Annotated in this window: 23 protein-coding genes, 1 tRNA gene and 1 pseudogene; 14 read left to right on the plus strand and 11 right to left on the minus strand. The window is 54.5% G+C overall.

Features of this window, described 5'->3' with window-relative positions:
• Positions 1–93 precede the first annotated feature (93 nt).
• From ATG98_RS14905 to ATG98_RS14920, 4 genes are all read right to left on the minus strand, one after another.
• On the minus strand, positions 94–1,956 hold the full coding sequence (locus ATG98_RS14905; protein WP_228706155.1) for a sensor histidine kinase: 1,863 nt from the start codon (positions 1,954–1,956) through the stop codon (positions 94–96).
• 58 nt (positions 1,957–2,014) lie between these two features.
• Positions 2,015–3,670, minus strand: a complete 1,656-nt coding sequence (locus ATG98_RS14910) for a FecR family protein (protein ID WP_228706156.1) — start codon at positions 3,668–3,670, stop codon at positions 2,015–2,017.
• Positions 3,660–4,421: a response regulator transcription factor gene (locus ATG98_RS14915; protein WP_098423708.1), complete on the minus strand. Its 762-nt coding sequence runs from the start codon at positions 4,419–4,421 to the stop codon at positions 3,660–3,662. The genes ATG98_RS14910 and ATG98_RS14915 overlap by 11 nt, the downstream gene beginning before the upstream one ends.
• 114 nt (positions 4,422–4,535) lie before the next feature.
• Positions 4,536–6,725, minus strand: a complete 2,190-nt coding sequence (locus tag ATG98_RS14920) for a DNA topoisomerase 3 (protein ID WP_098423710.1) — start codon at positions 6,723–6,725, stop codon at positions 4,536–4,538.
• A gap of 260 nt (positions 6,726–6,985) precedes the next feature.
• Here ATG98_RS14920 and ATG98_RS14925 point away from each other — a divergent pair, with 260 nt between their 5' ends.
• The gene (locus tag ATG98_RS14925; RefSeq protein ID WP_098417938.1) at positions 6,986–7,336 is read left to right on the plus strand and encodes a BolA family protein; all 351 of its coding nucleotides are present in this window, start codon (positions 6,986–6,988) and stop codon (positions 7,334–7,336) included.
• Positions 7,333–7,953: an L-threonylcarbamoyladenylate synthase gene (locus ATG98_RS14930; protein WP_098423712.1), complete on the plus strand. Its 621-nt coding sequence runs from the start codon at positions 7,333–7,335 to the stop codon at positions 7,951–7,953. Before ATG98_RS14925 ends, ATG98_RS14930 begins: the two co-directional genes overlap by 4 nt.
• Before the next feature lie 12 nt (positions 7,954–7,965).
• Here the strand turns inward: ATG98_RS14930 and ATG98_RS14935 are convergent, their stop codons facing one another.
• Positions 7,966–8,619, minus strand: coding sequence for a hypothetical protein (locus ATG98_RS14935; RefSeq protein ID WP_098417940.1), 654 nt, complete (start codon positions 8,617–8,619; stop codon positions 7,966–7,968).
• 276 nt (positions 8,620–8,895) lie between these two features.
• Between ATG98_RS14935 and ATG98_RS14940 the strand changes: the two genes are divergently transcribed.
• A complete protein-coding gene (locus ATG98_RS14940; protein ID WP_098423714.1) occupies positions 8,896–10,518 on the plus strand; it encodes a methyl-accepting chemotaxis protein in 1,623 nt (540 codons plus the stop codon).
• 17 nt (positions 10,519–10,535) lie between these two features.
• Here ATG98_RS14940 and ATG98_RS14945 read toward each other — a convergent pair whose 3' ends face one another.
• The gene (locus tag ATG98_RS14945; protein ID WP_098424467.1) at positions 10,536–11,609 is read right to left on the minus strand and encodes a YeiH family protein; all 1,074 of its coding nucleotides are present in this window, start codon (positions 11,607–11,609) and stop codon (positions 10,536–10,538) included.
• 100 nt (positions 11,610–11,709) lie between these two features.
• On the opposite strand from ATG98_RS14945, the gene ATG98_RS14950 reads away from it, so the two are divergent.
• Positions 11,710–12,609, plus strand: coding sequence for a LysR family transcriptional regulator (locus ATG98_RS14950; protein ID WP_228706157.1), 900 nt, complete (start codon positions 11,710–11,712; stop codon positions 12,607–12,609).
• A 39-nt stretch (positions 12,610–12,648) separates the two neighbouring features.
• Here the strand turns inward: ATG98_RS14950 and rnk are convergent, their stop codons facing one another.
• A complete protein-coding gene (gene rnk / locus ATG98_RS14955; RefSeq protein ID WP_018403333.1) occupies positions 12,649–13,032 on the minus strand; it encodes a nucleoside diphosphate kinase regulator in 384 nt (127 codons plus the stop codon).
• 474 nt (positions 13,033–13,506) lie between these two features.
• Here rnk and ATG98_RS23000 point away from each other — a divergent pair, with 474 nt between their 5' ends.
• On the plus strand, positions 13,507–13,578 hold the full coding sequence (locus tag ATG98_RS23000; protein ID WP_416376600.1) for a hypothetical protein: 72 nt from the start codon (positions 13,507–13,509) through the stop codon (positions 13,576–13,578).
• On the opposite strand, the gene ATG98_RS14965 is transcribed toward ATG98_RS23000, so the two are convergent.
• Positions 13,559–14,200: a DUF938 domain-containing protein gene (locus ATG98_RS14965; protein WP_098417942.1), complete on the minus strand. Its 642-nt coding sequence runs from the start codon at positions 14,198–14,200 to the stop codon at positions 13,559–13,561. The two genes, ATG98_RS23000 and ATG98_RS14965, sit on opposite strands and share 20 nt — an antisense overlap.
• 153 nt (positions 14,201–14,353) lie before the next feature.
• On the opposite strand from ATG98_RS14965, the gene ATG98_RS14970 reads away from it, so the two are divergent.
• From ATG98_RS14970 to ATG98_RS14985, 4 genes are all read left to right on the plus strand, one after another.
• Complete coding sequence (locus tag ATG98_RS14970) at positions 14,354–15,517, plus strand: ADP-ribosylglycohydrolase family protein (RefSeq protein ID WP_098423716.1); 1,164 nt, start codon at positions 14,354–14,356, stop codon at positions 15,515–15,517.
• Between the two features lie 40 nt (positions 15,518–15,557).
• Positions 15,558–16,223, plus strand: coding sequence for a DUF2238 domain-containing protein (locus ATG98_RS14975; protein WP_098423718.1), 666 nt, complete (start codon positions 15,558–15,560; stop codon positions 16,221–16,223).
• A 106-nt stretch (positions 16,224–16,329) separates the two neighbouring features.
• Complete coding sequence (locus tag ATG98_RS14980; protein ID WP_098423720.1) at positions 16,330–17,292, plus strand: XdhC family protein; 963 nt, start codon at positions 16,330–16,332, stop codon at positions 17,290–17,292.
• Positions 17,276–17,914: a nucleotidyltransferase family protein gene (locus tag ATG98_RS14985; protein ID WP_098417946.1), complete on the plus strand. Its 639-nt coding sequence runs from the start codon at positions 17,276–17,278 to the stop codon at positions 17,912–17,914. Before ATG98_RS14980 ends, ATG98_RS14985 begins: the two co-directional genes overlap by 17 nt.
• Here ATG98_RS14985 and ATG98_RS14990 read toward each other — a convergent pair.
• Positions 17,892–18,467: a demethoxyubiquinone hydroxylase family protein gene (locus ATG98_RS14990; RefSeq protein WP_098417947.1), complete on the minus strand. Its 576-nt coding sequence runs from the start codon at positions 18,465–18,467 to the stop codon at positions 17,892–17,894. The genes ATG98_RS14985 and ATG98_RS14990 overlap by 23 nt on opposite strands.
• A 335-nt stretch (positions 18,468–18,802) precedes the next feature.
• On the opposite strand from ATG98_RS14990, the gene ATG98_RS21885 reads away from it, so the two are divergent.
• The 3 genes and pseudogenes from ATG98_RS21885 (at position 18,803) to ATG98_RS15000 (ending at position 22,107) form a co-directional block, all read left to right on the plus strand.
• A complete protein-coding gene (locus ATG98_RS21885) occupies positions 18,803–19,027 on the plus strand; it encodes a hypothetical protein (RefSeq protein ID WP_179888176.1) in 225 nt (74 codons plus the stop codon).
• Positions 19,024–20,696, plus strand: a pseudogene (locus tag ATG98_RS14995) (ATP-binding protein). Before ATG98_RS21885 ends, ATG98_RS14995 begins: the two are co-directional and overlap by 4 nt.
• 340 nt (positions 20,697–21,036) lie before the next feature.
• Entirely contained in the window at positions 21,037–22,107 is a 1,071-nt protein-coding gene (locus ATG98_RS15000) for an RNA-guided endonuclease InsQ/TnpB family protein (RefSeq protein ID WP_098423722.1), read from the plus strand.
• Between the two features lie 189 nt (positions 22,108–22,296).
• Here the strand turns inward: ATG98_RS15000 and ATG98_RS15005 are convergent, their stop codons facing one another.
• A complete protein-coding gene (locus tag ATG98_RS15005; protein WP_098423724.1) occupies positions 22,297–23,046 on the minus strand; it encodes an IS5 family transposase in 750 nt (249 codons plus the stop codon).
• 157 nt (positions 23,047–23,203) lie between these two features.
• Positions 23,204–23,280, minus strand: a tRNA-Arg gene (locus tag ATG98_RS15010).
• 62 nt (positions 23,281–23,342) lie between these two features.
• Here ATG98_RS15010 and ATG98_RS15015 point away from each other — a divergent pair.
• Together ATG98_RS15015 and ATG98_RS15020 are read left to right on the plus strand one after the other, a co-directional pair.
• Positions 23,343–24,089 (plus strand): TIGR04283 family arsenosugar biosynthesis glycosyltransferase, encoded by a 747-nt coding sequence (locus ATG98_RS15015; protein ID WP_098417950.1) that lies wholly within the window; start codon positions 23,343–23,345, stop codon positions 24,087–24,089.
• Complete coding sequence (locus ATG98_RS15020; RefSeq protein WP_098417951.1) at positions 24,082–24,723, plus strand: TIGR04282 family arsenosugar biosynthesis glycosyltransferase; 642 nt, start codon at positions 24,082–24,084, stop codon at positions 24,721–24,723. The genes ATG98_RS15015 and ATG98_RS15020 overlap by 8 nt, the downstream gene beginning before the upstream one ends.
• The last annotated feature ends 6 nt before the right edge of the window (positions 24,724–24,729 follow it).

Raw genomic sequence — 24,729 nt, forward strand, 5'->3', positions numbered from 1 at the left:
CCATTCAAGCCAGGGATGACAATGGGCTGCTAAGTTCGCCTTCAGACGTAGTAAGCAAGAATATTCCCAGCTAGCCGATCACCCCCTTGTGTTTCAGGGCAGAGGGTTGGTTAGTGGCAATGTGATGGTAAAGGTAGAGCCGATACCAGGGGTTGAGTTTACGTTGATGTTGCCGCGGTGCTTTTCGATGACGGTTTTGACGACAAACAACCCCAGGCCGGTACCGTAGTTACCAGACAGTTCGCTGCTTTTCTGGCGCTGAAAACGATCAAACAGGCCAGGAAGTTCATTGGCGTCAATGCCGTTACCCTCGTCTGCAATGGCCAGGCACGCCAGATGGCCCGCCCGGAATACCTGAATAACAATCTTCGACCCTTCCTCGCTGTACTTGATGGCGTTGCCAATCAGGTTGATGACAGCCCGCTCCAGTAATTCCGGATTACCCCTTAGCCAAAGGTCTTCGGTACCCTGCAAATAAATCTGAATCCGTTTGCCAATGGCCTGTTCAATCACGCTGTCGCGGGCATTTTCGACAATGGCCAGCAGTTCGCATTCGTAAAATCGTGCTTCGGTTAATTGCTCGGCCCGCGCCAGCTGCACGAACTCTTCCGCCAGGTGATAGCTGCGGCGGGCCAGTTTTCCCAGCTGGTCCAGTTCTGCGGGCTGGATTTGTCCCGGCCCCCGGCGTTTAAGTTGTTCAATCAGCGCCAGTTGTGACACCAGTGGCGAACGTACGTCGTGGGAGATAAAGTCGATGGCTTCACGGTGCTGTCGCTGCTGTTCGCGCAATTCTGAAATATCGGAAATATTGGCGATAATTCCATGCTGATCGCTGTCTGGTAAGCGGAATGGCGCAAAGTGAATGAGAAAATCACGGCTGCGAACGCTCAAATCTGTGGTGCGTGCCTGCCTCACAATCAGTGTGTCAGATACGATTTCGTGCCAGGGCGCAGCGGGCTCTGGGTCGTGGCCGTTCAGCAGGCGAGTCAAAGACAAACCGAAAAGGCTGGGCATGGGCTCGCTAAACCAGCGTTCGATGTGGCCGTTGGCAAAGCGGATCATTCCCAGTTGGTCGGTTACGATAATACCGTCTGGCATGTGTTCAAAACTGTGGCGGATGAATCCGTGCAGGCGCGCCAGTTTTTGATTGGCCAGCTGCGCCCGCTCGAGCCTTGCGGTAAACAGTTCGGTGGGCCTGCTCCGCTTTAGAATGTGTAAATGTGCTGAATCGCCGTTTTCCAGATTTAAACGCTGTAGGTATTGCTGGATCATTTCGCGGTTGAGATCGTCGGGCAGGATCAGACCCAGGTGGTAGTTATCATCGCCTCTTTGTAAGCGTATCCACGCGCGATTGTCGTTGAAGCTCCAGCGTCCTGTGGCCAGGTTTTCCGGGATTTCATCGCTGCCCAGCTTTTCACCTGTCAGCTTGCTGTGTCCGTTTGTGAGTAACCAGCCTCTTGGGTGAAACAGGGTTTGCAACTGTTGTAACAGTAACGGCGGATAAAGGTCGGCGGCTTCGGGCAGTTCAAGGTGAGGGCCGTCAGAGAGCTTGTCGAGCTGAAAGTTCAAAAACTGACCGGTTATAGTGAGGCGTAAACCGCTGGTTACCGGCATTGCTAGCAATGGCATGATGGCGGCATTGGTGATGGGCAGCCAAACATGCCCGATGAACAGTAACGCCACATGCAGCAATAAAAGCGCCAGTGTAATGGCGATGCAGGTAACAATGTTGAGTGACGTTCGCAATCGTGGGAGTGCCAGCGTGATAACGACGATTATCACAAGAACGTCGCTGCTCCATTCAGGGATCAGGGCGATGGCAGGGTTGCGCTCAGTGTTCCAGGCTGGATTCAGTGCCAGCTGGTTTAGCAACCAGCTGTCCAGGCGGTCGGGTAGGGTGGTGAGCTTTATGATGAACGCCAGGGGCAGCAGAATGAGCCCAAGCGCCCAAGGCATTGTTGTGATTTTTAGCCAGTCCCGAGTCATGCTTCCTGCACTAATGTCTGTTCAGCGGTTAATCGATATATAGCTCCGTTGCCGGACCCCAGCGGCTGGCCAGTGGCCCGTCGGAGAGTGCCTTTAGGCGCACAAAATACCGCTTTCCGGGAATCAGGCGCAAGCCTGCCGTATTTCCCGGTATGTCTGCTTCCTTGATGACCGGGTAAAAATCAGGGTCAGCAGACAGCTGCATACGATACTTGCTGGCTGTTTCCACCGATTCCCAGAATAACCGCACCTGTTGGTCCAGGTAGTTAACCGAGATAATGTTTACCGGTGGCAAGCTGCCGTCAATAATCAGGCTGTGGACGTTGCTGGTGGCGCTGGAGTCGCCGCCGGCTTCGGTTTTAACCCGCCAGTAATATTGGCCGGGAGACAGCGATTGCGACAGTTTTGCCTCGCTTTGTTGTGCCCACTCGCTGGTTGCGACCAGGTTTTCGAACTGCGCCGTGGCTGAGATCTGAATTTGGGCGGTTTCGCTGTCGCCGTTCAGGCTCCAGCTAAATTCGGGCTGATTTGTGGTGGTGGTTGCGCTGTCGCCAGGTTCCAACAATTTGGCGGCGCGAGCTTGAAGGTCAATGCTAAATGGCACAAGCGCAGGCAAACCTTTTATGCCTTGATAGTCTAACGCCGCAAGCTGAATTTCATAACGGCCGTTGTTCAGCCGGCTTATGTCAAAACGGTCACCGGCCAGTGTGCGGCTGTCTACCCATCGCCCGCTGGCGGTGTCAAAAATATCCAGCTTGTGCATTTTCGCAAGGCTTTGCCATTGCAGTTCGGCGGGCAGCTTACGCAGAACGGCCGGCAGACCGGTAACCATGGGTGGCGGTGCAAGTTTGTGCAGGCGAACATCGCCGCCGGGCTGTGCGGCAACGTGAGCGCCATAACCTGCGGGCACTTCTACGGAGCGCCCCTGTTGGCCAAATTTAACCTGGCCATTCATCACCTGCAAACCCGTGCCCCCGGCGTTTGCCTGAATCGCAAACTGAGTGCCATCCACCGCGGCCGTTGCCGAAGGAGTCTCGATTTCGAAACGGCTGCCCCCGCTGACCACATCCTTTACGCGGGTGAAAACCTCGCCACGATTCAGCCGCAAGCGGGTATCAATCATTCCCGGTTTGCCAAACTGGGTCATGCGGCTAAAGGCCAGTCTGGAATTGGGTGACAGCCGGATTTCAGAGCCTTCAGCGAGGGTAATAGTGGCGCTACCGGAGCCGGACAGTAGTTCGTCGCCAGCGCGAATCAGTGTGTTTACGGTCAGCGGCCGGCGCTGGCCGTTGCCGGTTAGCAGTTGCACCAGGCCAGATACAGAGGTCGCTCGGGCAGGCTGGGGTTGGCGCTTAAGCCAGTCCATAGGAATACGCACTTGCTCGCCTGCGACTGGCAGCAGAGCGTTGTTCAGGCTGTTGTGTTTTAGCAGTTGCTGGGCGTTGTGGGGTGGTGCCAGCAATTGCGTGGCCAACTGTTGAACGCTATCGCCTTTTTGTAGGGTGTAAACCCATTCTGCGAGTGCCATGCCCGAGCTGCTTAGGTGCACGCCCGAGCCCATCGCAAGTGGCAATTGGGCCTGTGCAGACGTGCTGTGAAGCAGTGCGATTAAGAACAGTAGCAAAATGCGCACTGTCAGAATACGCACTATCGGGGTACGGCTAGGCCGTGCTTTATCTGCCATTGGCCGCCTTCACTTGCGGTTGCTTCACGCCCTTGTCTGGTTCTGGGGATTTATGGCTTAACGCTTGCTGGCTGAGCGCTTCCAGTCGGTACCCGCGCTGATAAATGGTTTTTATGCGAAATCCGTTATCTGGGTTAAGTCCCAAACGGCGTCGCAATCGGCTCATATGCGTGTCGACAGTGCGGGTGTTGATGCTGCGGTTAAGACCCCAAACCCTTTCTAGCAGGGCCTCGCGGGTTAACAGCCGGCCCTGATTCTGAAACAGAAAAAGAATCAGCTCGTAATCTTTGTCGGTGAGAACCAGTGCTTCGCCATGAAGCTCCACGCTGCGCTGCTGAGTATTGATAACAAAAGGGCCAAAGCACAACTGTGCGGTGTTTTGGGCAGACTGGCTGCGCCGCGACAGGGCGTTGATGCGCGCTATTAGTTCCGCTGCACGCGCCGGTTTGGCAATATAGTCGTCGGCGCCGGCGTCCAGAGCGCTGACAATGTCGGTTTCGCTGTCGCGCTGGGTTAGAAACAGCACGGGGACCGGCCAATTAATCTGGGCGCGCACGTTTTTAAGCACGTCGATTCCGGTCTTGTCCGGAATCTGCCAATCCAGCACCAGTAAATCGTAATTGTTGTGCAGTACAGCGCTCAGAAAAGATTGACCTATTCCAAAAGCATCGCAGCTGTGACCGCTTTCGCAAATTATGCCCTGGACATATTGGGATTGCTCCGGCTCATCTTCAAGCAGCGCAATGCGCATCTGGCTCTCCTGAAACAAGTAAGTGGCTATTCAGCGTGGGTTCGCCCGGTTACGTTCGTTTTAACACTTATACGCATAATCACATTGTTGCAAAATTCGGCATCGGATTCCATTTCATTTTGTAGTCGTTTTAACCGGCAGGTCGGGTTTTCCGTTTACATCGTTCACTGTTTGACGGCAGGCGGGGAAAGAACTGCAACCCCAAAACCAACCTTTTTTACTTTTACGCCTGACCAGGGGCGAAAAGCAGAATGGGCAGGGGACCGGTTTTTGGCTGCTGCCATCTTCCGGGCTGTGGTCTTCCAGCGGGCGGGTGCCTTTGCAACCCGGGTAGCGGGTGCAGGCGTAAAAAGCACCGAATTTGCCTTTGCGCTCAACCATGCCGGCGCGGCACTTGGGGCAATGGGGGGCATCCGGGTTGGTTGCTATCTCGACAGCGTCAGGTGCCAGGGGCGCGGGGTGCCCGATAAATCCCTGAATTTCCTGTTTAAGGGAATCCAGAAACTGTCGCGGCTGGGCTTCGCCGCGCTGAATGGCTTCCAGTGTGGCTTCCCAAACGGCGGTGCGGTCGGGTTTGCTAACAGAGTCTGGCAGCGCGTTTATCAAGGTTTTTCCCTTGTCGCTGGCGCGGATATGGCGGCCGTCGCGGGACAGGTAGTCGCGTTTGAACAGGGTTTCCAGAATGGCAGCACGGGTAGCTTCGGTGCCCAGGCCATCGGTCTCGCGCAGGGTTTTTCGCAGTTCCGGGTCGTCAACGAAGCGCGCGATGTTGGTCATTGCGGCCAGCAGCGTGGCGTCTGAAAAGTGCTTTGGGGGTTGGGTTTGCTGCTGCAACACCTGGGTGCCGTCGCACAGCACCGGATCGCCAGTGCCCAGCCTGGGCAGTGCCGGTTTTTCCGGTTTGGCTTTGGCGTCGCGCAGTTTCAGTTCAAGCGCTTTCCAGCCGGGCTGTAACACAGCAGTTTCTGAGGTGCGGAACAGGTGGTCGCCGACCTTTACGCCCAATTTGCCTTCGCGATGGATGGCATCTGCTGCAAATTGCATCAGGTAATAGCGGCTGATTAAATTGTAGATCTGGGCTTCTTTTCCAGATAACGCACCGCCTGCGCGACTCCGGCTAGTGGGAATGATGGCGTGGTGGGCGTCCACCTTTTTGTCATTCCAGGCTGCGGTTTTCCGTTGCAAATCGGCTGTATTGCTGGCTTCGGCAAGGTCGATATCGACCTTGCCGATAGCGCTAATAACCTGTTGACGCTGGTTGTAATGTTCCAGCGGCAGGTAACGGCTGTCTGATCGAGGGTAGGTGATTAACTGGTGGCGTTCATACAGGCTTTGCGCGGTATCCAGTACTTTTTTGGCGGCCATGCGGAACAGTCGGCCGGCTTCGATTTGCAGCGCCGAGAGTGACAGGGGCAGCGGTGGCGGCTCTGAGCGGTCGCGAAAGCGGGATTCGCAGATTTTGCCTGGCCTGCCTTCAACCGCGGCTGCGACCTGGTCCGCCGCGCTGCGGTCCAGCAAACGGTTTTCGCTGTCCAGCAGGTGCTGGTAGTCCTCACCGGGTACCCAGCGGGCGCTGAAAGTGTGGGTGTCAGAGTCTTCTTCCATACCGTGAAAACGGGCTTCCAGCGGGAAAAAGTCCTGGGCTTGAAACTGCTCAATGTGCTGGTCGCGCTTAACCACCAGGCCCAGTACCGGGGTTTGCACTCGGCCAACGGAGTAAACGCCCTGCTGGCCTTGTTGTTGGCCTTTTGTTTGATAGAGCAGAGTGTAAAAGCGGGTCAGGTTCAAGCCGTAAAGCCAGTCTGCGCGCTGGCGTGCGAGGGCCGAAGCCGACAGCCGGAGGAAGTCACGGTTATCGCGGGTCTGTTTGAGTGCTTTTGCTACTGCGGCCGGGGTTAAATCGTTAATCAGCAGGCGCCTTACCGGTGCGTCTGTGCCCACATAGCGAATCACCTCATCTACCAGCAGCTGGCCTTCGCGGTCCGGGTCGCCTGCGTGGGTAATTTCACTGGCTTTGCGGATCAGCGATTGCAGTACTTTAAGCTGGGCGGCAACGCCGGTTTTCGGAGTGAGCTGCCACTTTTCCGGGAACATCGGCAGCTGGTCGGCGCGCCAGTTTTTCCAGGCAGGGTTATAACTGGCGGGTTCGGCGGGCTCCAGTAAATGGCCGATACACCAGCTGACCGTCACCGCAGTGCTGCCGCTGCCGCAGCGAATCCAGCCCTGGCCTTTTTGTTGGGGCTGGGGCAATGCAGCGGCTATGGCGCGGCCAAGGCTTGGTTTTTCGGCGATATAAAGGTGCATTGGTGTTCCCGTTTGGCTTAAAACTGACGTGGAGTGCGAATTTAAGATTGAGTTCAAGAGTGAATTTAAGAGTGAATTTAAGAGTGGCTGGCGAGCAGATTAAAGAGCGCCCCGGCAAAAATCTGGGTGTCAGGGGTGGGGCCCGCTACCCGTGCCCGCTGCGAATGTGGCGTTTCATCGCAACGCTGTCAAGGTTGTCGGGTTTTGCGATTACTATATAGTAGACTGTTAATATACAAGCAACGAAGAGTGAGTGTGTAATGGACGTGCAGAAAAAAATTGAGGCAAAGTTGCATCAGGCTTTTAATGCCCAGGTGATGATAGTCGAGAACGACAGCCACAAGCACAACGTGCCGCCCAATTCGGAAACCCATTTCAAGGTGACCCTGGTGTCACCGGCATTTGTGGGGCAATCAAAGGTGAAACGCCACCAGGCGATCTATCAAGTGCTGGCTGCAGAACTGGCCGCTGGTGTGCATGCGCTGGCTATGCACCCCTTCACGCCTGAGGAATGGGCTGCGCAAAATCAATCCACACCCGATTCCCCAAACTGTCTGGGCGGCTCGAAAAACGACCCCGGGGCAAGCTTTAACAAGAGGGCTGATTCATGAGTCAGTTTTTTCAGGTTCATCCGGATAATCCGCAAAAGCGCCTTATTAATCAGGCGGTGGATATTCTTCGCAAAGGCGGCGTTATTGCGTACCCGACCGACTCGGGCTATGCGTTAGGCTGCCATTTGGGTGACAAATCTGCTTCTGACCGCATCAAACGCATTCGCAAGTTGGACGACAAACACAACTTTACCTTGGTCTGCAGAGACTTGTCAGACATTGGCACTTACGCCAAGGTCGACAACTCCACCTACCGCCTGCTGAAAACCTACACGCCCGGTGCTTACACCTTCATTCTGGACGCCACCAGCGAGGTGCCGCGGCGTTTGTTGCACCCCAAGCGCCGTACCATTGGCGTACGTGTTCCTGACAACGCGATCGTGCATGCACTTTTGGGGGAGTTGGGCGAACCCATCATGAGCAGCACGTTGATACTGCCCGGCGAAACTGAGCCGATGACTGATCCGGAAGACATCCGCGATGCGCTGGAGCACGAGCTGGATTTGATTATTGACGGTGGCTTCTGCGGCATGGAAGCCACCACGGTGGTCAACTTCACCAGTGGCAGCCCGGAAGTGACACGGGTAGGCAAGGGCGACCCGTCGCCGTTTGAGTAAGTTTATTCCACATCAGGCCCGAGCGTTGAAGCTTAAGGCGTAATCGCGGGCGGTGTTGACCGGGGCCGCTGACACGGCTCCGGCGTTGCGGCGCAGCGAGTCGTAGCGGTGCACCAGGTCTTGCAGGCCGTTGAACTGCTGGTTCTCGCTGACCAGTGTGTTCAGTAACGAGTTGTTCACGCCGTAGGCCTGTCCCAGCTTCAGAGCGTTGTCCATAAAGTGCAGCGTGGGTTCGTTCACACTCATGCGCCGGAACGCATCCTGAAACGCGGTGTTTACGTTCAGGTCCCCAGCAATGCGTGCAAACGCCGGGTTCTGGCCTTTGCCTTCGACCGCGATGTTTCCCTGCCCGTCATTTTTGATGTGAATCGCCGTTGCCGGGGGCATGTTGTACTCGGCAATTTTGTGCCGCAGTGTTTCTCTGATAAAGGCAAGATCCTGCCCGACGCTTTTTTTGTAATCGGTAATCGCGAGCTTGCTTACCTTGCGTGTCGAGTCGTCTTCTTTGCTTCCGGAAGGGGTGAACCTGTCTGCCCCGGGCTGCGCATGCAGCTCTGCTTTGCCCTGAGCACGGCTGCCATTGCCAACTGGCGGAGCAGGTGGACGTTTTTCCAGCGCCGTGTGTAATTCGCTGCCGGCACGAAGCAGGGTAGACAGTAGTGACATGACGGTGCCCTCCAGCAGCAGTGTCGAGTTTGGCGTACGAGGTTTGTAGCCACTGTAATCATTTAAGCAAGTAGCGGGCCAGCTCGCGTTTGACGTGATCGCACGTCAAATTGACTTGGATCCAATGAACTCCAAGGGGTTTTGCGGTAAAGTTCGCCGTCTTTTGGCCGTCACCCTATAACAAGCAGCGCCGGTTGAAGTTCCTGATTCGCGCCCCCGCGTCTTTGCGGCTTGAATGCCCGTTGTCGTCAAAGCCATCTACAAGCCAGGTTAACTATGAAAAAACACTATTCCATTCGCTTTATGCTTCTTTTGGCACTCGCGACGGCGTTTTCACTGGTGCTCGCGTTCACCGTATTTTTTAGCGCACAGTCCCAGCGTGAACACGTGGAGGAATTCAGCCATAAATATGTAGACGGCTTGGCGAAATCTTACTTTGATGCGCTCAACACCATGATGGTGACGGGCACCATCAATAATCGTGAAATTCTGCGTGAGAAGACGATGGCGCCGGAAGACGTGCTGAACGTGCGAGTGGTGCGCAGCGATCACCTGAACCGGATTTATGGCAGCGGTAACAGCACAGAACAAATGCGTGGCCCGCTTGACGAGAAAGCGCTGGCCGGTGAGCGTATTGAGCATTATTCCAGCAACGAAAACGGCCGGGTCTACACACTGATTGAGCCGGTGGTTGCGATGGCAGATTATCAGGGTGTGAATTGCCTGGGGTGCCACCAGGCTCAGGAAGGTGATGTGCTGGGAGCTATCCGTATCGAATATTCCCTGGCTGAAACCGATGCACGGTTGCAGGCGCAATTGCTAACCAGCGCGGGCATTCAGGCAAGCCTCTTTTTGGGGGTATTTGCGATTACCGCATGGGTGTTGGGGCACTTGGTGTTTTCGCGCTTGCGCCGCTTGCGGGACCGCATGGATGAGATATCCAGTAACTCGGATCTGACCCTTGAGCTGGATGTGGTGCGCAACGACGAAATTGGCTCAGTGTCCCGCGCGTTCAACCGCATGATCAGTAAAATGCGAGACAGCATGAACCAGGTTATGCTGAGTGCCGAGCATGTTGAACAAGCCGCGCGTGATATTGCCAGCAAGGCCGGCGCCAGCGAACGGGAGGTGTTGAGCCAGCGCGACAACACCGACCAAGTGGCCAGTGCGACCACGGAAATGGCGGCATCAGCGCTGCAGGTGCGGGAAAGCGCCATCACCACCACGCAAAAATCGGCGGCTACGGCCGAAGCAGCCGGGCTGGGCGAGGAGCTTGCACAAAGTGCGGTTGGCGGCATTGAGGCATTAAATGCCGAGGTGCAAAACGGTGCCCAGCGTATTGAAGCTTTGAACCAGCGCACCGCGAAAATGACGACGATGCTGGAGACCATTTCCAATATTGCTGATCAAACCAATCTGCTGGCATTGAACGCGGCCATTGAGGCAGCGCGAGCTGGCGAAGCCGGCCGCGGATTTTCTGTGGTTGCCGATGAAGTGCGGGCTCTTGCGTCGCGGACCCAGGTGTCTACGGCTGATATTCGCGACACGATTGACGGCCTGAAAGAAGAGGTTACGGATTGCTTGTCGACTATGCGCGGTGCGTCAGACCGGGCCAGCCAGCAGGTAGATGCCATTTTGAAGGTACAGGCCGAGCTGAAAATTATTGCCCAGGCTACCCGTGAAATTACCAGCCTGAACCAAGAGATGGAAAGCGCGGCTAACGAGCAAAGCAACGTGTCTGATGCCATCAATCAGAACGTGATTGAAATCAGCCGGTCTGCCGAGCAAACCACACTAGAAGCTCAGCAAACCGCGCAAATAGCGGCTGAATTGCTGGTAATGGCCGAAAACCTGCGCCAGACAATTGATCAGTTCAAGCTGACGCCAGGGGCTATTTAGCCTAGGTCAGGAATGACTTAACCGATCAGCAAGCGGTTGAGGATATAGCCGCCAACGGTCAGGAAAGCAAACAGACAGCCCGCCAGTATCAGCGGGCGCAGCCCGGCACGGCGTATCGCAGACACCTGTGTGCTCAGGCCCAGAGCAGTCATCGCCATGGATAGCAGGAACAGGTCAACATGGCGAATGACATTGGTGGCCATGGCGGGCATGGCAATCACAGAGTTAACCGCAGCCGCCGCCAGGAACAGAGCGGCGAACCAGGGAATGACCAGCTTCTGCCGTTCCTTTTTGCCACCGCCGGCGTTTGTTTTGCGATTTGGCAGGCGTACGTTGGCCAGAATAAGCAGGAAAGGCGCCAGCATCATTACCCGTACCATTTTTTCAATGATGGCGCTGTTAGCCGCTTCAGTGCTGATAGCTTGGCCCGCCGCAACCACCTGCGCAACCTCATGAATGGTCGAGCCCACGTAAATACCATACTGGTGTTCTGTCATGCCCAGTAGCGGATACATCAATGGGTAAAGAAACATACTGATGGTGCCAAAAATCACCACCGTTGCGATAGCAACGGATACCTGATCGCTTCTGCCTTTTACCACGGGCTCTGTCGCCAAAACTGCAGCCGCACCACAGATAGAAGCGCCTGCGCCGATTAAAATAGCCGTTTCTTTTTCCATCTTCATCCAACGCCGGCCAATCAGCTGCGCCAGCGCAAAGGTAGAGGCAATCATGATGGCATCCAATAGCACACCGTTAGCGCCAACTGCGCTGACTTGCTGAAAAGTGATGCCAAAGCCGTAAAGAATAATTCCGAGCCTTAGCAGCGAGCCCTTTGCCAAAAATATGCCATCGGCCAGAATAGCGGGTTGATTGCGCAGCACCGTATTGCCCGCCACAATGCCAAGAACGATCGCCAGCGTAAGCGGGCCCATGCTCATACTCTGAAACCAGGATTGTTGGGCCAGAACAAACGCGGCGCCAGCCATTAGGGCCACTAGCGCAAGGCCCGGCACAATCTGCTTTTTGGGGGTTCCTGTTGTTATATCTTTGGTGTCTGTTAGTGCTGTGTGTTGCTCTGCAGTATTCACCTGCATTCTCCGGATAGCGTTGAGATGGCGCTACTTTACGCCCACGTTATGACGTGATCGAATATGCTTTTATTAAACGCTTATAAGCTGAGGTTATATAGTGCTGAATCTGCATCTGATGAGGATTTTTTACACGGTGGTGCAGGAGGGCAGTTTTTCCGGCGCGGCGACTGTCTTGCACATCAGCCAACCTGCGGTGTCTCAGGGCGTGCGTGAGCTGGAAAGCCAGCTGGGGCTGACGCTGGTGGACCGTATCCAGTCGCGCAAAAGCCAACATGGTCAAAAAATTCAGCTGACCGCCGGTGGTAGCGCGGTATTTGATCACGCTCGCGGTATTTTTGCCTTGGAAAAAGCCGCCGTGGATGACATAGAAGCTCGGGTAGGCGCACACATTGGCAACCTGACGTTGGGCGCGAGCACCACCGTGGCCGGTTATTGGCTGCCGGCGGCAATGGCCGGGTTTGCGCGCCGGTATCCCGGCATTAAAGTGAACGTGCGCGTAGCAAACACCCGGGTAATCAGCGAGTGGCTGTTGGATTGCCAGTTGGATCTGGCGATCGTTGAAGGCGATGTGGAAGACCCACGGATTGAAAGTCGCCATTGGCGTAACGAAGGCTTACTGCTGGTGTCCGGTGCAGAGTGGGCGCAGGGCGAAGGCGTACTGGAGCGAATGAACAGTGGCTGCTGGATTCAACGGGAAGAGGGGTCTGGCACGCGCTCGGTGTGCGATCGCTTGCTCGCAAGCCTGGGCGTTTTACCAAAAACCACCTTGCAGATAGCGTCAAACGAGGGTATCGCCCGGTGTGTTACCAACGGTATGGGGTTTGCGCTCTTGCCCAGGGTGGTCGTCAGCGAACTGCTGGAATTAGAACGGTTACAGGAAGTGGTACTACCCGGTGCTGAACATTTGAGCCGGTCACTTTGTGAATTGCGATTCCGTGACCGCCCTTTGTCGCCATCGGCCCAGGCGTTTGCTGACATCTTGCACAACAAAGCCTAGGCGATAAACGGGCGCTGGTTAGTAAGGCGCGGGGCAGGCTTATTTCTGGCGCTGGACCGAAATGATCTTCAAGTGCAGGTTTTTGCGACCGCGCACCGGCCATTCGATGGATTCGCCCACGCTCAAACCCAACAGCGCCGAACCCGCGGGGGCCAAAATGGAGATTTTACCTTCGCCGTCGCCCATTTCGTGGGGGTAGACCAGGGTTAACTGGTGCTCTTTTTTGCTGTCTTCGTCTTGAAAACGCACAGCTGTGTTCATGGTAACCACTGTGTCGGGCATATCTGCCAGCGGCACCAGGGTTGAACGGCTGAGCTCTTCATCCAGCGCGGCAGCGGTTTCTGAGTCACCCTGTTTTTCAATCATGCTAGACAGTCGGTTAAAATCTTCTTCAGCAACCAGAATCGCTGGCAATTCAGACATCGTAATCTCCAGAAAATAAAAAGTGTAAAGCAATGCAGAGATAAAACGCCAAACCCGGCGTTAAAAAGCGGATTCAGCGAACAGTAACACGCACAAAAAATAGCCCCACACATCAGCCTGGCGGAAGATGTGAAAGTACGAATAGTTCAACTTTAGAAAGAATTTGCTCCCAACAGGGCCTTTTACGCGGGAAAACAGTGAAATTTTGGGCTAGAAAAGCTCTCAATCAATCTATAACCTTTTGCCAATTTCCACAAGCCTTGCACGGTTGAATTTGTGACTGGTTTTTGCGGGAAATATCGGTAGCTTATTGCTCGGCTCCAAAACACAGCGAAATAATTCAGATATCTACATTATGATCGAACTCATTATTCTAGCGTTGGCGCTCAGCATGGACGCCTTCGCCGTTGCTATTGGCCTGGGCTCGAAACGAATGAGGAGCAGCGCCTCGTTGGCGCTGATTGTGGAACCTGGCTGGAAAGCAAAGCCGAGTTCTTGGGAGGCGTTGTGCTCATTCTGATCGGCTTTAAAGTGCTTCTGTTTTAGTGGTTGTGTGCCACACCAACAGCTGATTGTTGGCGGGCATGGTGTGGTCTTGCGCCAGAACCATACCGTGGCTTTGTGCCAGTTCGATCAAGGTCTCAATATTGCGAATGCCCATGTGCGCCGCGTGGCTTCGAAGGTGCTGGTCAAAACTCTGATTGCTGGCGCTGGTAAAATCGCCGTTGTATTTGAACGGGCCGTAAAGACAGAACTGCCCGCGTTCTTCGTTCCCCAATGGGGCTGAATCCGCCAGGCCTTTGCCCACGCCCGCAAACATCGCTTCGACTTCGTGCCAGGCCATAATGTGGGCGGTGTTGGCCGAGAACACACCGTTAAATTCCGGCACCGGCCAAGGCTCCTGACTAACGTTCAGTGCGATGGGATTTCCAATATTGGGCAGCCTGGCATCGTCCAGCCAGGGCTGGCACAGTTGGTAATGACTGGGGTGGTCACTGGTTTGCCAATAAAGATGGGGCAGGTGAGTGGCGAAGTGCACTGCGTGTTGCCCGGTCCCGCTGCCTATCTCCAAAACGTTGGCTGGTGTTTTGAAAACCCGTCGCAGCACGTCGAGTATTGGCCATTTGTTGTTTTCGCAGGCTTGCGAAAAAGGCTTCTCCGGATGCATGGCGTGTCCTTGTGAGCGTTGGGAATAAAGCGATCTGACCAATGTGTAAAGATACATCGCAGAGCGAAGGGCGTAAAAGCACTATGCGCACTCTACAACAATGCCACTTATCTTTTTCACAGCAATGGCACCTAACTGAAGGAACCCGATTTGATGACCTCACCCCAGCTTTCTCTGACGCAAGAACGCGCCCGCGCGGCACTTCAAAATTTGTTTGTGGCTGACTCCCTGGCCATGCCTGTGCACTGGTATTACCGGGTGGGCGATATCTTTGCTGCGTTTTCAAACGGCGTTGGCGCTTTTGAGGCGCCGCCAGAATGGCATCCGTCGTCTATTATGTCTCTGCACTCTACCGCTCAGGGTGGCCGCAAAGCCTCGGCCAAAGCTGCGCCAGATGTGGTGGGTGACGTCATCCTGAAAGGCCGTCGCCAACACTGGGATCGCGCGAACGTGCATTATCATGTGGGCATGGCTGCGGGCGATAATACCCTGAACGCCCACTGTGCCAGACTGCTGATGCGCACCTTGGCAGAGGCTGAACAGAGCCGTGGCCATGCAGAGGGTGTCGCAAGTGGCTCAGAGAATGACGGTAAAACGCAGGGCAGTGTCTACAGCGTGGACGATTTTGCCGCTCGCTATATCGATTTCATGACTGCGGATGTGCCACAACATCCGGACACTTACGCTGAATCCTACCATCGCGGATTTTTTCACAACTACGCTCAAGGATTGCCACCGCGCAAATGCGGAGCAGTAACCCACGACACCGCATCGGTTGGCGGCTTGGTCACCATCGCGCCGCTGGCGCTGCAAAGCCTGTTAAAAGACCTGCCAGTAGAGCAAGTGCAAGCACAATGTCGGGAACACTTGTTTCTAACCCACCCCAGCGACGAGCTGGGGTGGGTCTGTGATGCTTACGTAAGCCTGATAGCGCAGCTGTTGCTGAGGCCGGACGGTGAACAGCCCACCAATGTGCAACTGCTGCAATCTGTTGCGGCGCGTACGTGCAAAGCGCTATTGGCCGCGATTGAAAAGCAGGCGCCAGATTCCGACGTGGTGGGCCGCATGCTATCCCCCGCGTGCTATATTTCCGATTCCTGGCCCGCGTTGTTGTACTTCTTGTGCCGCTACCGCGATCAACCCCAACAAGCATTGCTGGCCAACACTCACGTGGGTGGCGACAATGTTCACCGCGGGGCTGTGCTGGGCGTTCTTCTGGGTTTGTTGCACGGCCAAAGCGAGCACGTGTGGTTTTCGGACCTAGTAGATGCGCAAGCCATTGATCAGGAAATTCTGCAATTAGTGACCGCGAATTGATCTCATCGCGGTTAAAAAGTCATAATTTTCAAGGTTTTTAATGCAAAAGCGACTGATTCACCGACGCCTGACAATTTTTCTCCAGATTATTCTGGTTGCCGAAGTAGTGGCCGCCATCTGGCAGCAGCAGTGGATGGCCATGGTGCTTACCATCGGCATTTTGCTGATTACTCTGGCGCCACTGCTTATCAGTCGCTTTTTTCGCGTTTTTATACCGCCTGAATTTGTGCTTCTCGCCATCATATTTGTGTTCGCGTCGCTGTTTTTAGGGGAAGTACGCGATTACTACACCCGCTATTGGTGGTGGGATATTGCCTTGCATACTTGTTCCGGCTTCTTGCTCGGCATTGTCGGCTTTTTGCTGGTGCACGTCATGAACGAAGTGGAAGACATTAATCTGCACATGCGTCCCGGGTTCGTCGCCTTTTTTGCTTTTCTGTTCGCCGTAGCCATCGGCGCCCTGTGGGAAATCTTTGAATTTGCCATGGACACCTTGTTTGGTATGAATATGCAAAAACCCATGCTGGGCGACCCCTCGGGCCTGACCGACACCATGTGGGACCTGATCGTAGATACCTTGGGTGCGCTGGTCATCTCGATTTTGGGCTATCGGTATGTTAGAACCGGCAAGAACGAATCGTTTCTGGAGCGCTGGATACAGGATTTTGTAAAAGGAAATCCCAACATGTTTAATCGGGACGAATAGCATCCGTGTGACCAGCGCTTTGACGGCATGGTGATAGATTACCGTTTTAAATCACCTGCACAGCAAAGCCTAAGCGGCGCAGTTAAACCGGAAAAACAGGGTAATCATGCAGCACCTTGATCTTGATGTCATTGATCATGCTTTTAACTGGAGTAAGTGCGGAAACACTGTTTGGCTGTGCACCGTACTGGCGACTTATGGCTCCTCTCCCCGCGCTCCGGGCGCCATGCTGGTGGCCCGTGAAGATGGCCGACATGTGGGTTCGCTTTCTGGCGGTTGTGTGGAAGAAGACTTTTTAGGACAGCTGCAGGCCGGACGGTTTTCTTCACCCAGCGAGATTATTTGTTACGGTGATAATGAGGCAGACAAAGAGCGTTTAAAGCTGCCTTGCGGTGGCGTACTTGAGGTTCTGGTTGAGCGCTTGCGGCCCTCCGAAGAACACCAGCAACAGTTGTATCAACTGCAACAATCGTTGCTTGGGCAGCAGCGTTGCATGCGAACAGTCAACCTGGACACGTCAGACGTCAGCCTTCTGCCAGACACGGGCGAGGGTCCCCGAGTAGAGAGGTCGGGGGCCATTGTGCGAGTCAGAATCGGCCCGGTGCGCCGACTGGTGATTGCGGGTATTTCGCCAGTATCAGTAGCCTGTGCGGATTTTGCCAAAACATTGGGTTTTGAGGTGGTTGTTTGTGACCCCAGGGAAGATGTGTTGTCTACGTTTGATGTTTCAGATGTGAATGTTCAGCCGGTGTTAGCGTCTTTATACCTTGCGCGGCATGGCTGCCATGCCGAAACGGCTATCGTGGCTTTATCCCATGATCCGCGCATTGACGATTTAGCGATGATTGATGCGGTAAAAACGCCTGCTTTTTATATTGGGGTTATGGGCTCTGAGAAAACCTCGGCAACCCGGGCTGAGCGATTACGCCGATCCGGAGGGCTTAGCCAACAGGAAGTAGCCCGCATTCACATGCCGATAGGGCTGAATATTGGCAGTAAAACACCCGCCGAGATCGCGCTGGCCGTGATGGCCGACATTGTTCGGATTTATTATGGCCGGGATAAATAATATGGAGACGCCTATAGGGGTAGCCAATGACGATGTGATTGCCATTGTGCTGGCCGCGGGCCGTTCAAAACGATTTGGTTCTGATAAACGCCTGACACCTTTCGCGGACGGCGAGACTTTGTTGAGCCAGACCCTGTCTGCCGTGCTTCCTAACTTTTCGCATACTTATGTAGTACTGAAAGCAGAAGATGACCCGAAGGCGTTGTTATCTCCGACGTATTTACAACAAGTGCAGATCCTGCGAGCCCCTCATGCCGACTGTGGCTTGGGCAGTAGTCTTGCCGATGCCTTTCAGGTGCTTCAAGATGCTCACGGACTTGCGGCAGCCATTTTTCTGGGCGATATGCCCTGGTTGTTGCCCGCAACATGCCAGAACTTAATCGCTGTCGCGACAGCAGAAAACATTGTCCGTCCACGGTATAAAGGCCAGGCAGGGCACCCGGTTATCTTTGGCCGCAATTTTTGGTCAGAGTTGCAACAGGTAAAAGGAGAGGAAGGGGCGCGTGAGTTGTTTAAACATCGTATCCAACACTGCATCTGGGTGGACGTTGATGATCCTGGAGTGGCATTGGATATTGATTACCCCGCTGATCTTCCACCTAAAGAAATCGCGCCAACCTGACGGCGCCCCGGGAGCCTCCGCCCACCGTGGTCGTCCAAAGGTTCATGCTGGCCGTCGGTTTCCCGGTACGCCTTTGGGCTGCGTCATCTCTGTGTGCCACCTCATCTAGACGGCAGGTTTCAAACAGATCCAGTACCGCCTGTTCGGCCTCGCGATGAGCGCACGTGCTGAGTGATTGGATCTGGGCCTGATAATGCAGATCAACAAACGTTTCGACGGCTTCAATGGTGGCAAAAACGGCGTTTTTGCCCGCTAAAGAAGGCAAAAATCCAGTCAGAAACCCTGCAAATCGCCATAGCGGCAATATAAGGCTGCGGCGGTAGCAAACACTGATGTCATCGAACATACCTAGGTGTTGCTGTTCGGTCTGCAGATGTTCTTTCGCGAACTCCAGTAGTGCACCGGTCGGCCTTGCGGCCAGAATGCCACGATATATCCATACAGCACCGGTTTCGCCCGCGTGACTGCAGCGCAGCTCTTGCTGGAATTGGCGGCTTACGCCGGTCCTCGCGAGATTGTCCTTATGCTTCTGATCAATTCGTAATGGGGTCATGAGTGTGTCGTTTTGTTGATGTCCAGGAGATTACGAACGAAGCTTGCCGGGCGATGACTCTACTTTGATTGAGGCGCTTATATCTGGGCCATGGGCGGCGCTAGCGCTCTTGCGCCAGAGTAAGCCATCAAAACCACTAACTGGGCACGGCACGCTGTTTGAGCTGGTCGATTGCGCCATTTGGTAGCGGTTGACCCGGTAAAACCTGGCATGCGCATAAGTAAGTCGGGGAATAATTTGAGGTTTGCTACTCGCATCGTTACATTGGGGTTGTCGGAAATTCGGGCTATTTTGTGTAAAGTTTAGAGTCGATCCGCTCAAATATTGACCATCTTTTGAGTGGAGTACACAAGAGCGCGCAAATAGAATGGAAGGCAGTAACAGGTATCGAATCTCTTTCACCTCTGGCAGCCTTTATTATCGTGAATCGATTCTTCTGGCCGGCCGATGAAAATGATGTAGATCGTTACTTAGCGTTCCTGTGTAAAGCTTTGCTGCAAAAAATCCAGCAAAGCCGCAAGCCGCAGATATTGAGTGGTAAATTTAAAGGGTGGCTATGAATAGCGCAGAGCGAGATATTCTTGAACTGATTCACCGAGGTGAAAATCTGACTGTCGAGTTCAAGAGCGACGTAAGAAGCCTGCCTGATCGGGATCTGGTCGCGGCTGTCGTGTCCCTTGCCAACACGGAAGGGGCGACCTGTTCTTGGGCGTAGAAGACGACTGCTCTATTACTGGCCTGCATGCCAACCACCGAAACGTGACCGGGCTGCCCGCTCTGATCGCCAACAAAACCATCCCGTCGATGGCTGTTCGTGTTGAGTCTGTCGAGCTGGAGGGGCAGTTAATTGCCAGAATCCACGTACCCAAGTCCCGACAGTTGGTATCCACTTCAGATGGTTTGCTACAGAGGCGCCGCCTGAAAATGGACGGCAGCCCAGAGGCAGTACCTTTCTACCCCCACGAATTTGTCCAGCGCCAATCCAGCCTTGGCGTCACCGACCCCTCCGCGCTGCCACTGGAAAACCTTGCGGTTGAAGACCTGGACCCAATTCAGCGTATCCGCATCCGCAATGCCATCAAGAAATACGGCGGCGACCAGAGCCTGCTTCCGCTGGCGGATGAAGAGCTGGATGGCGCTCTGGGGCTGACCATGACGGTAAGCGGTAAGCGTCACCCGACGGTGGCGGGTTTACTGCTGCTGGGCAATGAAATGCAGCTGCGGCAACACCTGCCGTCCCATGAGGTGGCATTTCAAGTGTTGCGTGGCACCGATGTGCTGGTCAACGAGTTCTACCGCAAGCCACTGCTGGAGACCTTTGAAGAGGTCGAGCTGCTGTTCCGGGCGCGGGTGGAAGAAGAAGAAATCCAGATTGGCTTGTTCCGCGTGCCCATCCCCAACTTTGATCGGCGAGCTTTCCGCGAGGCCTTTGTAAACGCGCTTGTGCATCGCGATTACAGCGCTCTTGGCACGGTACACGTTAGGCTGGATGACGATGGCCTGAGCATCAGCAACCCCGGCGGCTTTGTAGAGGGTGTCAATCTGGATAACCTGCTGGTAGCCGACCCCCGTTCCCGCAATCCGTTACTGGCCGACATCATCAAACGCATCGGCTTGGCCGAACGCACCGGCCGAGGTATCGACCGGATCTTTGAAGGCATGCTCCGTTATGGGCGCACCGCCCCGGATTACTCCATGTCATCCGCTTATACCGTTGGCTTGCGCATGAGCGCCGTGGATGCAGACTCCGATTTTCTGCGCATGATCGTTCAACGCGAGGAACAAACGGGCACCGCCATGCCCATCGATAGCCTGATAATCTTGTCTCGGCTGCGGAATGAACGGCGGTTGCGGACGGCGGATTTGGCCAGATCCGTGCAAAAGCCAGAAACTGTGGTTCGGGGCACTTTGGAGAAGCTGGTGGAGGCCGGCATGGTGGAAGCCCATAGCACGGGCAAAGGCCGCACTTACACCCTGAGTGCGAAGGTGTATCAGGGCGCTGGCCAAAAAGCGGCCTATGTGCGCCAAGTCGGTTTTGACCCCATCCAGCAAGAACAAATGGTGCTGAGCTTTATCGATACCCACGGTAGCGTAAAGCGAGCGGATGTGATTGAACTTTGTCATATCAGCCCAGACCAGGCTTATAGGCTATTAGCGAAGCTGAAGAAAAAAGACTGGATTAAGCAGGCTGGCGAGCGCAAAGGAGCGATTTACGAGCGCACGCGTTAATTTATGCGCTGAGCGCATATATATACGCATATTTTATGCGACAGCGTAAATAAGCCCCTCTATTAGAATGAATCAGAGCTAAGTTAAGCATTACTGGAAATCGTATAAATTAAAAAAAATCGTTCAGCTCGCCCGTCGCAGTCTGATCGGACAGGTCAGCGCCAAACTTAAGATGGTGGTAGCCTTTATATAACGCTTTATTTATCAACGTAGTCGCGAAATACCCCATCCAATTGACTCAAGTGGAGCGGGAGCGACTTCTCTAACATTTGGGTGGGGATGGATAGCGTGACCTCGACAGAGGTCTTGTCTTAGCAGAAACGCTGTGGTTATATACAGTATGACTGAGTTCACCAAAACCCTCAAAGTCCGAGTTTGGGACAAACACGCTAATGTGCTGCGCTGTCAGGCCGCGGCTGTTAACCGTGTGTGGAATTTTGTGAATGAACTCAGTCATCGCAGCATTCGGGAGAGAGGACAGTTTCTGTCGGCCTTCGATCTTCATCCTTATACCAAGGGTGCCGGCAAGCTTCTAGGCCTTCACAGCCAAACACTTCAGGTCGTTGCCCAGGAATACGTCACACGCCGCAAGCAGTTCCGAAAATCCAAACTCGCGTGGCGTAAAACCCACGGGGTTCGCCGGTCGCTCGGCTGGGTGCCAGTGAACACCGGCGCCGCGGTTTGGAGCAACGGGCAGGTTCGGTTCCACGGTCAGCATTATCGGGTCTGGGACAGTTACGGTTTGTCTCAGTACAAATTCCGCTCTGGCTGCTTTTCTGAGGACGCCCGAGGTCGGTGGTATTTCTGCGTGGTTGTCTCGGTAAAACCCGATCGCCGGTGTGGCACTGGCAGCGTGGGTCTGGATCTGGGCCTGAAGACCACGGCTACGCCCAGTTCGGGCGAGCCGCTGCAAGCGGGTCGCTTCTATCGGGATCAGCAGCAAAAGCTGGCGGTGGCCCAGCGAGCGAGAAAAAAACAGCGGGTGAAAGCGATTCACGCCAAAATCCGCAATCGCCGGTACGATGCTTTGCACAAATTCAGTCGTGAGCTGGTCAATAACAACGGCCTGATCGTTGTCGGCAATGTGTCCAGCTCCGGCCTGGCAAAAACCACTATGGCCAAGTCGGTGCTCGACGCTGGCTGGTCCACATTGAAAACCCTGTTGTTATACAAATGCGAGAGCGCAGGCGGGATTTTTCTGGAAGTTGATGAACGGTACACCACCCAGACTTGCTCGTGTTGTGGCTCTTTGAGCCCCAACAGTCCGAAAGGTAGAGCAGGCCTTGGAATAAGAGAATGGACCTGTGAGTGCGGTGTCACTCACAACCGCGATTCCAATGCGGCCAGGAACATTCTCGCGCTTGGGCATAAGCGTCTAGAGGTAGGAATCCCCTTCCAAAAAGCCGGTTAGGCGGTTTGGTGGGGGAGGATGTCAATTGGTTGTCGGTAAGTTTGTTTAGAGCGCGGCGCACTGAGTAACGCCTCGGTTTTAGCTACCCGGTTTGGCGCAAATGTCTAGTAGCCACAAAAAGCGTGTATAGCCAGCTAGCGTTGAAGCGTTCAAAGAAAATGCTAGGATTTGCTAGGGGCTGTTGACAATTCACATCGGCAGCCAGAGAAATGCACAAGCCAATGACACAATGCTCTCATAGTTACGAGTCAGTTTGTCATATCGGGTGGCGACGGCCCGATACTGCTTGAGCCTGGCAAACGCATTCTCGACCAGGTGTCTGAGCTTATACAAATGCCAGTCGAGCCCCTTGTTTCCCTTTATCGAGTTTTTCCTTCTGGGGATAATAACGCTCATTTCGAGGGCTTCTGCCTCAGCGCGTATCGTCTGACTGTCGTATCCTTTATCGGCTATGAGTATCTGTGCACCTTCAACTTTTTTGATGAGCGCGGGCGCTTCTGTACAGTCATTGATGTGCCCGCCTGTGATGGTGAATACGTGTTGCAGACCGTAAGCATTGATGGCCAGATGGACCTTGGAGGTGTTGCCAGCCCTGCTTTTACCGATATTCTCGTCGTAGCCACCCGCGGCTCCGGCACTGTGCTGGTGTGCTTTCACATAGCTGCCATCAATGAAGACCCATTCCAGATCGGAGTCTGTTTTCAGCACGTTGAAGAGCTTTTTCCAGATGCCTTTTTTCGACCAGTGATTGAACGCCTTGTAGATGGAATTCCACTCGCCGAAATGCTCTGGCAGATCTCTCCAGGGTATGCCAGTACGCATTCTGAACAGAATGCCTTCGACTGTTTTGCGCAGACCTACCTTGTTATACAGACTGAATTGAAGCAATATTTCTCTTAGCTTGGACCACAGCTCCTCTGTGAGCATGTATCTGGGCATTGCGGGCTCGTATGATTATTGTTTCGGAACTTCATTATACGAGCTTGCTCTTACCTTTCAAAAGACTTACGAGCAATTGTCAACAGCCCCTAGGGGCACTTAACTTGATTAAGAACAGGCAATTATGGGGCGGTGTCGTTTTTAGCGAATTTGCAAATGGTGCCCTCGGCAGGACTCGAACCTGCTACCTTCCCCTTAGGAGGGGGACGCTCTATCCAGATGAGCTACGAAGGCATAATGCCAAGAAGGGCGGTATGATAACGGGCTGAGGCGTGTGGCTCAAGGCTTTGCGCGGGTTGTTTATTTTTGGAAGCGGTGCGATCAATACTGTGATGACGGATTTGAAAGCGGATGTAAGGTTGAGTGTGATCGTGCCGGTGTGGAATGAGGCTGCTGCGATTGGCGCTTTGTTGCAGTCGCTGCAGCCGCTGCGGGCTGAAGGCCACGAGGTGATTGTGGCAGATGGCGGCAGCACCGATGGCACGCAAGACTTGGCTCGGTTTGGCTGTGACCAGCTGGTGAGTTTGGAGTTGGGGCGCTCGGCGCAGATGAACGCGGGTGCTGCGGTCGCCCAGGGTGAGGTGTTGGTGTTTCTGCATGCCGATACGCAGTTGCCTGCGGATGCCTTGCAGCAATTGCAGGCGTTTTGGCCAAGGCCGAACGTGTGGGGGCGATTCGATGTGCGTTTAAGTGGCTCGCGACCGTTGTTTCGTGTGATTTCCTGGTTTATGAATAAGCGTTCGCGGTTGACCGGTATCTGTACCGGCGATCAGGCGATGTTTGTGCGCCGCGATACTTTTGAAGCCCTCGGCGGTTTTGCACTCCAGCCGTTAATGGAAGATATCGAGTTGTCGCGGCGCCTGCGTGATGTGTCGCGCTCTTTCTGCATAGCAAGCCCGGTAATTACAGACAGCCGGCGCTGGCAACAACAAGGCGCCTGGGCAACGATTTTGCTGATGTGGCGGCTGCGCTGGCGCTATTGGCGCGGTGAGTCTGCTGAATCTTTGGCCCAAACCTACCGATCGGATGTCCGTAATGCCTAATAATGAAAACAACTCTGCCCAGCCGCTGGTAATGCAGTTCGCCAAATGGCCTGAAGCCGGCAAGGTAAAAACTCGTTTAATACCCGCACTGGGCGAGCAGGGGGCTCTGGCGGCGCACTGCCAGTTAACTCTGGCGGTGCTGGATAATTTGTTGGCGACGGCTTTACCACTGCAGCTGTGGTGGGACTGTGATCGTGCGCCCCCGGCAGAAGCAGCTCAAGTGTTGAAAACATTGCAACAGCACTCCGTGCAGCAACGTTTCCAGAGCGACGGCAATCTTGGTGATCGCATGGCCGCGGCTTTGAGCGGTGCTTTGTGTAGCAACACAGTCGCTATGATTGTAGGCAGCGATTGCCCGTCAGTAGATGCCGATTATGTTCTTCTGGCGGCTGACAAACTGTTTCACGTTGATGTGGTGTTGGGGCCATCGGAAGACGGCGGCTATGTGTTGATTGGCGCGCGCAAAGTGGTGCCTGGCATGTTGGATGGCATTCACTGGGGTAGCGAGCATGTTCTGCGGCAAACCTGCGAGAAACTCGAAAGTGCGGGGCTGAGCGTTGGTTTGTTACCCATGCGCTGGGATGTGGATGAAGCTGAAGACTGGCAGCGATTTCAGCGTGAGTTTGTTGGCTGAAATCGC

The organism is Marinobacter sp. LV10R520-4 (assembly GCF_002563815.1).
GTDB lineage: Bacteria > Pseudomonadota > Gammaproteobacteria > Pseudomonadales > Oleiphilaceae > Marinobacter.

Coding starts and splice junctions, on each gene's coding strand:
- ATG98_RS15005 (WP_098423724.1), bottom strand. CDS start 23,046: ATGCCCAGATACATGCTCACAGAGGAGCTGTGGTCCAAGCTAAGAGAA.
- ATG98_RS14910 (WP_228706156.1), bottom strand. CDS start 3,670: ATGGCAGATAAAGCACGGCCTAGCCGTACCCCGATAGTGCGTATTCTG.
- ATG98_RS14920 (WP_098423710.1), bottom strand. CDS start 6,725: ATGCACCTTTATATCGCCGAAAAACCAAGCCTTGGCCGCGCCATAGCC.
- ATG98_RS14940 (WP_098423714.1), top strand. CDS start 8,896: ATGAAAAAACACTATTCCATTCGCTTTATGCTTCTTTTGGCACTCGCG.
- ATG98_RS14985 (WP_098417946.1), top strand. CDS start 17,276: ATGGCCGGGATAAATAATATGGAGACGCCTATAGGGGTAGCCAATGAC.
- ATG98_RS14975 (WP_098423718.1), top strand. CDS start 15,558: ATGCAAAAGCGACTGATTCACCGACGCCTGACAATTTTTCTCCAGATT.
- ATG98_RS15020 (WP_098417951.1), top strand. CDS start 24,082: ATGCCTAATAATGAAAACAACTCTGCCCAGCCGCTGGTAATGCAGTTC.
- ATG98_RS14930 (WP_098423712.1), top strand. CDS start 7,333: ATGAGTCAGTTTTTTCAGGTTCATCCGGATAATCCGCAAAAGCGCCTT.
- ATG98_RS14935 (WP_098417940.1), bottom strand. CDS start 8,619: ATGTCACTACTGTCTACCCTGCTTCGTGCCGGCAGCGAATTACACACG.
- ATG98_RS14915 (WP_098423708.1), bottom strand. CDS start 4,421: ATGCGCATTGCGCTGCTTGAAGATGAGCCGGAGCAATCCCAATATGTC.
- ATG98_RS14990 (WP_098417947.1), bottom strand. CDS start 18,467: ATGACCCCATTACGAATTGATCAGAAGCATAAGGACAATCTCGCGAGG.
- ATG98_RS14980 (WP_098423720.1), top strand. CDS start 16,330: ATGCAGCACCTTGATCTTGATGTCATTGATCATGCTTTTAACTGGAGT.
- ATG98_RS14925 (WP_098417938.1), top strand. CDS start 6,986: ATGGACGTGCAGAAAAAAATTGAGGCAAAGTTGCATCAGGCTTTTAAT.
- ATG98_RS14970 (WP_098423716.1), top strand. CDS start 14,354: ATGACCTCACCCCAGCTTTCTCTGACGCAAGAACGCGCCCGCGCGGCA.
- rnk (WP_018403333.1), bottom strand. CDS start 13,032: ATGTCTGAATTGCCAGCGATTCTGGTTGCTGAAGAAGATTTTAACCGA.
- ATG98_RS14965 (WP_098417942.1), bottom strand. CDS start 14,200: ATGCATCCGGAGAAGCCTTTTTCGCAAGCCTGCGAAAACAACAAATGG.
- ATG98_RS14905 (WP_228706155.1), bottom strand. CDS start 1,956: ATGCCTTGGGCGCTTGGGCTCATTCTGCTGCCCCTGGCGTTCATCATA.
- ATG98_RS15000 (WP_098423722.1), top strand. CDS start 21,037: ATGACTGAGTTCACCAAAACCCTCAAAGTCCGAGTTTGGGACAAACAC.